9 protein-coding genes and 2 pseudogenes are annotated in these 9957 nt (G+C 43.3%); 1 reads left to right on the top strand and 10 read right to left on the bottom strand.

Features of this window, described 5'->3' with window-relative positions:
• The 3 genes and pseudogenes from SPADD19_RS01500 to SPADD19_RS01485 form a co-directional block, all read right to left on the bottom strand.
• Nucleotides 1-1637, bottom strand: a pseudogene (locus SPADD19_RS01500) (DNA translocase FtsK); the annotation flags it as partial.
• A 794-nt stretch (nucleotides 1638-2431) separates the two neighbouring features.
• Nucleotides 2432-2977: a hypothetical protein gene (locus tag SPADD19_RS01490; RefSeq protein WP_061455024.1), complete on the bottom strand. Its 546-nt coding sequence runs from the start codon at nucleotides 2975-2977 to the stop codon at nucleotides 2432-2434.
• Between the two features lie 233 nt (nucleotides 2978-3210).
• Nucleotides 3211-4131, bottom strand: coding sequence for a DMT family transporter (locus tag SPADD19_RS01485; protein ID WP_061455023.1), 921 nt, complete (start codon nucleotides 4129-4131; stop codon nucleotides 3211-3213).
• Nucleotides 4132-4305: 174 nt separating this feature from the next.
• On the opposite strand from SPADD19_RS01485, the gene SPADD19_RS01480 reads away from it, so the two are divergent.
• Nucleotides 4306-5151 (top strand): peptidylprolyl isomerase, encoded by an 846-nt coding sequence (locus SPADD19_RS01480; RefSeq protein WP_061455022.1) that lies wholly within the window; start codon nucleotides 4306-4308, stop codon nucleotides 5149-5151.
• Nucleotides 5152-5451: 300 nt separating this feature from the next.
• On the opposite strand, the gene SPADD19_RS01475 is transcribed toward SPADD19_RS01480, so the two are convergent.
• The 7 genes and pseudogenes from SPADD19_RS01475 to SPADD19_RS12285 all read right to left on the bottom strand — a co-directional run.
• Nucleotides 5452-6993: an ABC-F family ATP-binding cassette domain-containing protein gene (locus SPADD19_RS01475; RefSeq protein ID WP_061455021.1), complete on the bottom strand. Its 1542-nt coding sequence runs from the start codon at nucleotides 6991-6993 to the stop codon at nucleotides 5452-5454.
• An 84-nt stretch (nucleotides 6994-7077) separates the two neighbouring features.
• Nucleotides 7078-7431, bottom strand: coding sequence for an arsenate reductase family protein (locus tag SPADD19_RS01470; RefSeq protein WP_061455020.1), 354 nt, complete (start codon nucleotides 7429-7431; stop codon nucleotides 7078-7080).
• Nucleotides 7432-7436: 5 nt separating this feature from the next.
• Nucleotides 7437-7928, bottom strand: a complete 492-nt coding sequence (locus SPADD19_RS01465; RefSeq protein WP_061455019.1) for a methylated-DNA--[protein]-cysteine S-methyltransferase — start codon at nucleotides 7926-7928, stop codon at nucleotides 7437-7439.
• Nucleotides 7912-8493, bottom strand: coding sequence for a GNAT family N-acetyltransferase (locus tag SPADD19_RS01460; RefSeq protein WP_061455018.1), 582 nt, complete (start codon nucleotides 8491-8493; stop codon nucleotides 7912-7914). The genes SPADD19_RS01465 and SPADD19_RS01460 overlap by 17 nt, the downstream gene beginning before the upstream one ends.
• Nucleotides 8494-8510: 17 nt before the next feature.
• Entirely contained in the window at nucleotides 8511-9368 is an 858-nt protein-coding gene (rsmI, locus tag SPADD19_RS01455) for a 16S rRNA (cytidine(1402)-2'-O)-methyltransferase (RefSeq protein WP_061455017.1), read from the bottom strand.
• Nucleotides 9369-9370: 2 nt separating this feature from the next.
• Nucleotides 9371-9691, bottom strand: coding sequence for a DNA replication initiation control protein YabA (yabA, locus tag SPADD19_RS01450; protein ID WP_014713697.1), 321 nt, complete (start codon nucleotides 9689-9691; stop codon nucleotides 9371-9373).
• A 9-nt stretch (nucleotides 9692-9700) separates the two neighbouring features.
• Nucleotides 9701-9957, bottom strand: a pseudogene (locus SPADD19_RS12285) (DNA polymerase III subunit delta'); the annotation flags it as partial.

Below are 9957 nucleotides of genomic sequence, written 5' to 3'. Positions count from 1 at the left end.
ACTTTCGAGAAGAGCTCGTAGCGATTTTCCATCTCATCGACAACCTTTTGCAGGGCCCGACTGGCCTTACGTGGGTTGGTCACCACTGGAATCAAGAGGTGAGGAATATCATTGTAGACAGAAAGCTCCACCATCTTTGGATCGACCATCATAAACTTGACTTCGTCCGGACGGGCCTTCATCAAGATACTCGAAATAATGCCATTGACCGCTACTGACTTACCAGATCCGGTAGACCCCGCTACCAAGAGGTGGGGCATCCGAGCCAAATCAAAGGTTCGAGCTGAACCATCTACGGCCTTTCCAAGAGGAATCTCAAGGAGTTTAGCCGGATCTGTTTTAGACTGCTCCCACAATTCACGGAAGGAAACGGTCGCAATCTCTGAGTTGGGCACTTCAATCCCGACCAGAGATTTCCCTGGAATCGGCGCTTCAATCCGCACATCCTTTGCTGCTAGGGCCAAGGCCAAATCATCTGCTAGATTGGAGATGCGATTGACCCGCACACCGACAGCTGGCTTGACTTCATATTTGGTAACAGAAGGACCGATTTCCGCCCGCTCCACTGTCGCCTTGATGTTAAAGCTTGCAAAGGTTTCTTCCAAAATGCGGATGTTCTGGCGAACGATGTTTTTCTCTTTGGATTGATTTTTCGGCTTGTCAGGCGCGAAGAGATCAATGGTTGGAAGCTTGTACTGGAGGAGTTCCTTCGGTGTGAAATCCACTTGAACCTCTTCCCCATCGTCCTCGAATTCTTCGGCTACTGGAAGCTCTTCGTATGCTTCAGGCTCTTCAGGCCACTCTTCATCTGGCAGGTAGATCTCTGGTGTTGTTGGTGCGACAATTTCGGCTTCTGGGAAGGGCTCTGTGAACGGCTCCTCCGCCAACACTTCTCCTGTTTCAGGATCTACAGGATGCCCTTCCATTGAAAGGGGAATTGGAAGAACTGCACTTGCTTCTTCTTGCTCTCTTTCAGCTGCCGCAGCTTCCTCAGCAACTCTCACTTCCTTTTCAAGGAACTTCTGCTCGCGACGTTCTTTGCGTTTTTCCATAGAAGCGTGGAAGGCTTCCGATCCCTTTTCAAACAAATCATAGATGGAGTAAGGACTCATCAAGAGAATCCCCAATCCAATAAAGAGAAGGCCGATAAAATAAGAGCCAATATTTGAAAAGAGGAAGGAAATCGGAGCATAAAGAAGGGCACCGATCATACCACCACCGGCAAAGCTCTCCACTCGCAGATGAATCAGGTCTGCCATGATTCTTGAAAAGGTGACCTTGATCCCATTATTATCTAAATGAAGGGAGGATACAAAGAAGGCCTGAAACATCAAGAGAACCCCAGCAAAGAAGCTTAGGAATCCTGAAATCACCCCTTCGTGTTTGTCCAGCCATTTAAAGGCATAGAGGTAGAAAAAGGTCGCTAAAATAGCCAAGTAAGCCAAACTCCCAAAAAAGAGTCGGATTAAGTTGTAGGCCAAGACCCCTACCGCCCCCAATTTCAAGGCCGCAAAAACTAAAACCAGACTAATCAGAATGGTCACAATCATGCGATGAATCGCTTTTTTTCTTTCTAATTCTGCTTTGGACAGTCGTCTCGTCGACCGTGTTTTTTTTGATTGATTATTGTTTGCCATAACCTTTATTATATCACAATTCCAAGCCAGTTCTCTAGTAAAATCATTTCCAAACATGTGCAGAGTAAAACTGAAAAAAATGAAGCTAGAAACCGGTCCTAGCCCCATTTTGATCGGTAGGTATTGTAAGCGAAGATCGGGAAAATTTTTAATGAAGCAAATAGACCCAGAATGATTCCCAAAGGATAAACATCCCTAGCTGTTTGAAAAACGCTTATGGTAAGTCTACGAACGTCTTTTAAACCGAATGACGAGCAAGAAAATAAAGACTATCGTGAGGAAGCTCTGACCATTCCCCAGTATCTGATTGATCTATAAAAACTTTACTTTGTTTAGCTGATGATTCATTCTTCCGATGGAACTTTATCCACGCTACAAACTCGTCATAAGAATAAATTTGTGTTTTATTCCCTCTTGTTTCGTCTGTAACATAAAGTTCCATATTTTCTTGACCTTTCAGCGCAAACTAATGAGTGATTTTATCACACCATTTCGTTCATTGTATTGTTTGGACGGAAACAAATTTGATTTAAATAGTTTATATCTTTTCTACTTCAGGATATAATTTAGCAACCTTAGAATCAGAAATATTTATTTGAAATGGCTTCTAATTCATTGGAACAATTAAATTTTCGCTTCTTGAAAGATTATGCTTTTATTCATATCTGGTTCATCATCCTTGATTCTTGCTGATTGATAAAGTGTCAACCTTCTCCCCATTAACAAGTAAAACTAAATCTTTCCCACTCTTTAATTCATATGAAGTCAGCACATCTTAAGTACAAATCTGGTCCTTATCTACGCAATTGTTTTGTTAGCTCTTTAAAGATCTTCATCTGAGATAGAATATGGGATTGACCTAAGCAGAGATAGACTCCATAGAACATCATCAGACTCATACCATAGCTTCCTGGAAGATTGGCCATGATGTAATGAACTGCATGAAAAATGCTAGCATACAGAAAGGCCAGTCCAATCCACAGTTTACGATATAGCTTTGATTTCATTCTTAAAAGAAACTCCTCTCGCTTGTCCAGCGTCTCAATATGAAACTCTTCAAAATTTGGATCTTGTTCCATGGTCATCATACGTCTGATCAGTGTAGCAACCAACAACCAGCCCAATCCAAACAAGATAGTTTTGTAAACTACAGAAATGGAATGGACCCAATGGGGAACTAGAATGAAAAAGCCAATGATAGCTCCTAGACCAAAAGTCCATCGATCAAATCGGACAGGCTTTTTTTGATGGTTCACATAAAGTCTCATTCTTATCTTATCTAGGTAATACTCTTTACCAGCAAAACGCATCATATAGATCAAACTCTTATTTCTTTCCATTTTATACCTCTCTTAATGTTCATCTGGGGCTCCCCATTCATGATACGATTTTTGAGGGAATTCGTTCATATCCCACCAAATCAACTTATCTCCCATCATACCGAATTTTCCATCTCTACGCAACTTTCTTCTTAATTAGTGATTAAATCCAAAAAGAAAACACCCTTGTGGGCGTTAGCATTGATAGACTGAACCGCAATATCATCTTTTAAGTTCTACTCTTCTAGCACTATCTAGTCTGAAGAAGTCATCAGACTATTTCCCACTATACCGATGATCACAATGAAGACCCCTAAAAATCCTAGTGGGGTTGGGATCTGATCTCCTAGAAAAAGACAGCCTCCAAATAGGGTGAAGAGGACCTCGCCGGCCTGGGTAGCTTCAACAACAGCTAATTGCTGATGGCTGTGTTTCACCAAGTTGGTTGCTTCAAAGAAGAGCATGGTCGCGATAACTCCTGAAAATACAGCTACGATCAAGGATTGGAGCATTTGCCCACCTGATGGTAAGCCTGCATCTACTCCTGCAAAGACGGCTAAGAGCAACCAAAAGGGAACACTCATTAAGGTCATCCCAAAGACCCGTTGGGTCGTTGATAATTGTTCTTCTCTACAATGAACTAGCATCTTACGATTTCCCAATGGATAGGAAAAAGCAGCGATCAAAATTAAGATACTAGCTCTCACCACACCTTCTCCGAGACCTCGTCCAAAATATGGAATTTGAATCAATACGATTCCTAACAAAATCAGCAAAGTCATTCCAAACTGTTTTCCTGGAATCTTTTGGCCAAAAAGTGGGGTCAGAAGGAGACATGCTAATATCGTAATCTGCCAGGTCGCAGCCACAAACCATGATTCTCCATAGATAGAAGCCATCGATAAGGGCGCATAAAAGAGGCCAAAGCCGAGCGTACTCCAGAGCAACCAAGTCCACGGGGCTCGTGCAATCGCTGACAAGACACCCTTCAACTCGCCTTTCTGCCAGACTAAAACAGCCATCATAGGCAAACTAAAAAGGTAGCGCAAACTAGCACTCCACATCCAGGAACCACCTGCCAGGTTCATACTTCGATTAAAAATAAAGGTAAATGCAAAAAAGAGAGCACCTAGGATACCAAACCAAAGGGCTCTCGCAAAATGTGATGATTTCATTTTTTGATGATCGTTCTCCTGTAGTCATCCTATTATACAAAAATTTTAAAATAGCCGCATCCATTTTCTGCAAATTTTCAAAATAGTGTTTTCGCTTAAAATTCTATCCAGATTTGAAAGTATCGTAAAATTAAGGTACAATAGAGAAAGACAACTATGTTGGAAAGGAAGAATATGAAAAAATTAATCGCACTACTATTATTTTCCGGCTTGGCTTTGACAGCTTGTTCGTCTAATAAGACTGACGCTAACTCTTCAAGCTCAAGCAAAGAAAAGACAGAGCAGACAGCAACTTCTAGCTCTAGTGAAAAAGATCAAAAGAAAATTGAAGAAGAACAAAAGAAATTAGAACAACTGCGCAAAGATTTTAACGATGCCATGACCAATGAAAATGCCGTCTTCCCACAGCTCTCAAATGAAGTGGCTGAAGACGAAGCAGAAGTTAAAATCACAACAACTGAAGGCGACATCACTGTGAAGCTATTCCCTAAATATGCGCCCCTTGCAGTTGAAAACTTCTTGACCCATGCAAAAGAAGGCTACTACAATGGCTTACTTTTCCACCGTGTCATTAACAACTTTATGATCCAAACTGGGGATCCTAAGGGAGATGGTACTGGTGGCGAATCCATCTGGAAGGGCAAAGACAAATCCAAAGATTCAGGTACTGGTTTTGAGAATGAGTATTCTCCATACCTTTACAACCTTCGTGGAGCTCTTGCCATGGCCAATTCTGGTCCAAATACCAATGGTAGTCAATTCTATATTAACCAAAATAAGGAAGATATTTCTAGCAAGCTCCCAACTGACCGCTTCCCAGCTAAGATCATCGATGCTTATAAAAATGGTGGAAATCCAACCCTCGATGGTGGTAACTACACTGTCTTTGGCCAAGTGATCGATGGCATGGATGTGGTCGATAAAATCGCCTCTGCCGAAACCAATGATAAAGACAAACCAAAAACAGATATCAAGATTGAAAAAATCGAGATCTTAAAAGACTACAATTTCAAGAAATAATGAAAAGAGAACCAAACGGTTCTCTTTTTAAGATATTGATAAACATTTTACATAAAATTAGCTAATAAATTCATTGGTAAAAAAAATGAATTCTAATTATTTAAGTCATTCATCTACTGAAACTTTCCGCCATGAGAAAAGTGCCTGAAACAGATTTATTTCAGGCACACGGAATTATTGAGACCTTAGGCTCAATAATTAGTCATGGAACTTCGCAGAAGTTCGCTGACGTCCGTACTCACCTAAGGAAAGTTTCTAAGAAGAATCTGAAAAGAGAACCATGCGGTTCTTTTTTTGTCTTTACGTCAATTCATTAAAGTCCCAAATTTGGTCCATCCAGCCTTCATAGAAGTCTGGCTCGTGGCAAACCATGAGAATCGATCCCTTGTACTCTTTCAGAGCCCGTTTCAATTCTTCTTTGGCATCCACATCCAAGTGGTTGGTCGGCTCGTCTAGTACCAAGACATTGTTTTCACGATTCATCAAGAGACAGAAGCGTACCTTGGCTTGCTCTCCACCGGATAACACCTGGATTTGGCTCTCGATATTTTTGGTGGTCAAGCCACAGCGGGCAAGGGCGGCACGAACTTCTGCTTGGTTGAGAGATGGAAAGGCATTCCAGACTGCTTCAAGCGGTGTCTGGCGATTGCCCCCTTCGACCTCTTGCTCGAAATAGCCAAGCTCTAGGTAATCTCCCCGCTCGACTTCACCAGCGATTGGTGGGATGATTCCTAACAAGCTCTTCAAGAGAGTGGTTTTTCCGATCCCGTTGGCCCCGATGATGGCCACCTTTTGATTGCGTTCAAAGGTTAGGTTCAAAGGCTTGGTCAAAGGACGGTCATAGCCAATCTGAAGATCTTTGGCTTGGAAGATAAAGCGTCCAGGAGTCCGGGCATTTTTAAATTCAAAGGAGGGTTTTGGTTTCTCACTTTGCAACTCAATGAGTTCCATCTTGTCCAGCTTCTTCTGACGAGACATGGCCATATTCCGTGTAGCCACACGCGCCTTATTACGGGCTACGAAATCCTTCAAATCAGCAATCTCTTTTTGCTGACGCTCATAAGCCGCTTCCAATTGCGATTTCTTCATTTCATAGACTTCGAGAAATTGGTAGTAGTCTCCTGAATAGCGGGTTAACTGCTGATTTTCCACATGGTAGACGATATTGATCACATCATTCAAGAAAGGAATATCGTGGGAAATGAGGACAAAGGCATTTTCATAATTCTGCAAATAGCGTTTAAGCCAATCGATGTGCTCTGCATCCAAGTAGTTGGTTGGCTCGTCTAGTAGCAAGATATCTGGTTTTTCTAGCAAGAGTTTAGCCAAGAGTACCTTGGTCCGTTGCCCACCTGACAAGGAGGTCACATCCGTATCCATGCCAAAGTCCATAACCCCAAGAGCACGCGCCACTTCATCGATCTTGGCATCCAAGGTATAAAAATCCCGACTTTCTAGACGCTCTTGGAGTTCCCCGACCTCTTCCATCAGAGCATCGACATCAGCTCCCTCTTCCGCCATGGCCATATAGAGGTCATTGATGCGAGCTTCAGCTGTGAACAACTCATCAAAAGCTGTCCGTAAGACATCGCGAACAGTTTGTCCTTCTTCTAAGACCGAATGCTGATCTAGGTAGCCTGCCGTCACATACTTAGACCACTCCACCTTTCCTTCGTCAGGTTGCATCTTACCAGTCACGATGCTCATGAAGGTCGATTTCCCCTCACCATTGGCCCCGACAAGACCGATATGCTCTCCTTTTAGCAAACGGAAGGACACATCCTCAAAAATCGCCCGGTCCCCAAAACCGTGACTCAAATTTTTCACTTCTAAAATACTCATGCTTGACTCTCTTTCATTGATTTCACTCGTATGATTATATCATCTTCACTGCAAAATGAAAAGGGAGCCCAACTCCCTTTTCTTTTACAAATCTAAGTCTGCGTACGGTTTCCGGTAGCCCACTTGAATAACTTTTCCGTCTTTGACAAGCAGAGGCCGCTTGATCAGCATACCATCTGAAGCAAGGAGATCCGCCGCTTCTTTCACTGTCAGTTGATCCACCTTATCCTTCAAACCGAGTTCTCGGTATTTCATTCCGCTAGTATTGAAGAAAGACTTGATCGGTAGGCCAGAAGCCGCCATCCAATCTTGCAATTCTTGGCTAGTAGGTGTTTCTGTGACAATATTTTGGCTTTGGAACTCACATTGGAGACCATCCAATTCTGATTTAGCCTTTCGACAAGTCGAACATTTTGGGTATTCAATAAAGGTATACATCGATTTTATTTCTCCTTCCAGGTAATTCCTTCGTGTTGTAAGAGCCAGCGTTTGCGATCGAGTCCAGACGCATAGCCCGTCAGTTGTCCATCTTTTCCCATCACACGGTGGCAAGGGACTAAGATCGTCAAGGGATTGCGTCCGACAGCCTGTCCCACGGCTTGGGCTGAACCACAAGAAAGATCCTGAGCAAGCTGGCCATAGGTTTTGGTCTCACCATATGGGATCTCTCGCAATAACTGCCACACCCGCTCTTGGAAGACTGTCCCTTGCGGTGCTAGTGGAAAGCTGATAGCGATTGGATCTCGCGCAAAATAGTGATCCAACCACTCCTTCACCTTCTCATGGTAGGGATGGACCTGTTTCAGCGCTCCATAGGGATCAGGTGCCTCTTCTTTCGGATCATAAAAATCAAGCTCTACAAGGCCTTCTTCACTGACAACGATCGAAAGAAGCCCCATAGGGCTTTCATAAAATTGTTTAAGATAGAGAGTCATTGTAGGCTGCTTCCGCTCTTTGGTCCCAGCGGTCCTCTTCTGAGACCACTTGGAATAGACTAGTTTCTGCTTTTCGTTTGATCTTTTGATAAGCCAGACGTACTCCATCAATAGGGACCTTTCCACAATAATGGTAGCCCAATTTTTCAAGCAAATGTTGCATGACCACATTATCCGGGTGCGTATCGCAACGGAAATCTGGGACTTTTTCTCCTTCGATTAAACCTTGAAGGAAGGTCTGAGCCACCCCTTTGCCAGCAGCTTCTTTGGCTACAGCGACGCGGTGAAAAGTGATATACATATAGTTGTCATGCTCCCACTTGCCATCGTAAATCTCATTATAGGCCGCTTCATTTCCCTTTTGGACGGCTGCATAGGCGACGACTTCCTGATCTTCAACCGCCACATAGCCTCGACTTTCTAGAATATCCTCAAAAATGATCTCTTCATCTGGATAGCCATCCTGCCACTGGTCGACCTGTCTTTGAGCCAGGCTTTCCTTGGCATCTTGGATGATTTCCATAATTCGCTTAATCTCATTGGGATAAGCCATTCTAATTTCCATCCTGCTTCCAACCTTTCCTAGTCTTGATGGTAACGAGCATAGAGCTCACTCTTTTGCAGGCCGTATTGTTTAGCGACCTGTTTGATTGCTTGATTCTTCTTCATCCCCTCTTGGACCAAGGTATCGATCTCTTGGATCAAGTCGACCTCTTCTAGGTCTAACTCTTCTTCTTTGGCTCCTTCGACGATTAAGAGGCACTCCCCTTTGAGGGGATTTTCTTCAAGAAATGCGACTAACTCTGAAATGCTGCCGCGAGTATATTCTTCGTAGATCTTGGTCAATTCACGAACCAAGACAACCGGACGATCCCCATAGACAGCCAACATATTCTCTAAGGTCACCTTCACCCGATGGGGCGACTCATAAAATATCTGTGTCTCCGGATAGGCCACTTTTTCTTGGAAAAAGGCCTTTTGTTGCCCCTCTTTGCGAGGTAGAAATCCGTAAAAAATATGAGGTTGAGGTGCTAGGCCACTGGCAATCAAGCCAGTAATCCCTGCACTTGGACCAGGAACAGCTACGACAGGAATCTCGCGTTCAATCGCTGCCTTAACCAAATCATGACCAGGATCAGAGATACTTGGGAGTCCTGCATCTGAGACCTGCGCCAAATCTTTTCCAGATTCTAAATGGGCGATCAGATCTGGAATTTTCTCCTGGGCATTATGCTCATGAAAGCTAGTCTGGGGAGTCCTAATCTCAAAATGCTTGAGCAAGAGGCCTGTATTTCTGGTATCCTCAGCTGCGATCAAGTCCACATCCTTTAAGGTCTGGACCATGCGGTAACTCATATCCTCGCGGTTACCGATCGGTGTTGGGACCAGGTAGAGGACCCCTGTTTTCTTTTCCCCTTTAAAACTTCGTTGGATCTGCATGCTTACTCCCTAAATAACAACTCGTCACAAAACATACACTCTTCATCGTTCTCACGGCGTTGACCATAGGAATAAGTACAAATGTGAAAACCATCATTGTAAATGCGTTGCAAATTTTCACGGCCATGGTGTTGGGACTTTGCGGATGCGGTCTTCTCAACTTCTCCCAAACGCTCTCTCAATTTATCATTTTCTAAGCGAAGAGCTGTATTTTCTTCGATGACTTGTTTCAAATTTTTCTTGATAGCTTCAACTTCAGCCAAGGTGACCAACAAATTCTGAGAAAAGCCGTCTAAAGCATCAAATAATTCTTTTTTATTCATTCTGACTCCTTAACTTTCTAAGCTCAAAACCATATATTCTAGAGCATTTTGAAAAGAAACATTGGCCTTCCACATGGTGTGAGCAAGACTCAATTTTTCCAGCAGTTGCTGGGATCTGCTCAAGCGCAACTGCTCTTCTAAAGCCAACTCCATCAAACGAAAAGCCTGGCTTTGTTTTTCCTTATCATCTGCTAAGCTCACCAATCGGGTCACTTCCAAATAGGCGCTATTCAAATTAGAGTGACAACGTTCGATGAACTGATTAC

Source organism: Streptococcus parasanguinis (assembly GCF_001578955.1).
GTDB lineage: Bacteria > Bacillota > Bacilli > Lactobacillales > Streptococcaceae > Streptococcus > Streptococcus parasanguinis_U.
This window is presented reverse-complemented; position numbering and strand designations above follow the sequence as displayed.

What these genes read in the sequence shown, in the direction of transcription:
- SPADD19_RS01490 (WP_061455024.1), bottom strand. Translation starts at nt 2,977, where the DNA reads ATGGAAAGAAATAAGAGTTTGATCTATATGATGCGTTTTGCTGGTAAA.
- SPADD19_RS01485 (WP_061455023.1), bottom strand. Translation starts at nt 4,131, where the DNA reads ATGAAATCATCACATTTTGCGAGAGCCCTTTGGTTTGGTATCCTAGGT.
- SPADD19_RS01480 (WP_061455022.1), top strand. Translation starts at nt 4,306, where the DNA reads ATGAAAAAATTAATCGCACTACTATTATTTTCCGGCTTGGCTTTGACA.
- SPADD19_RS01475 (WP_061455021.1), bottom strand. Translation starts at nt 6,993, where the DNA reads ATGAGTATTTTAGAAGTGAAAAATTTGAGTCACGGTTTTGGGGACCGG.
- SPADD19_RS01470 (WP_061455020.1), bottom strand. Translation starts at nt 7,431, where the DNA reads ATGTATACCTTTATTGAATACCCAAAATGTTCGACTTGTCGAAAGGCT.
- SPADD19_RS01465 (WP_061455019.1), bottom strand. Translation starts at nt 7,928, where the DNA reads ATGACTCTCTATCTTAAACAATTTTATGAAAGCCCTATGGGGCTTCTT.
- SPADD19_RS01460 (WP_061455018.1), bottom strand. Translation starts at nt 8,493, where the DNA reads ATGGAAATTAGAATGGCTTATCCCAATGAGATTAAGCGAATTATGGAA.
- rsmI (WP_061455017.1), bottom strand. Translation starts at nt 9,368, where the DNA reads ATGCAGATCCAACGAAGTTTTAAAGGGGAAAAGAAAACAGGGGTCCTC.
- yabA (WP_014713697.1), bottom strand. Translation starts at nt 9,691, where the DNA reads ATGAATAAAAAAGAATTATTTGATGCTTTAGACGGCTTTTCTCAGAAT.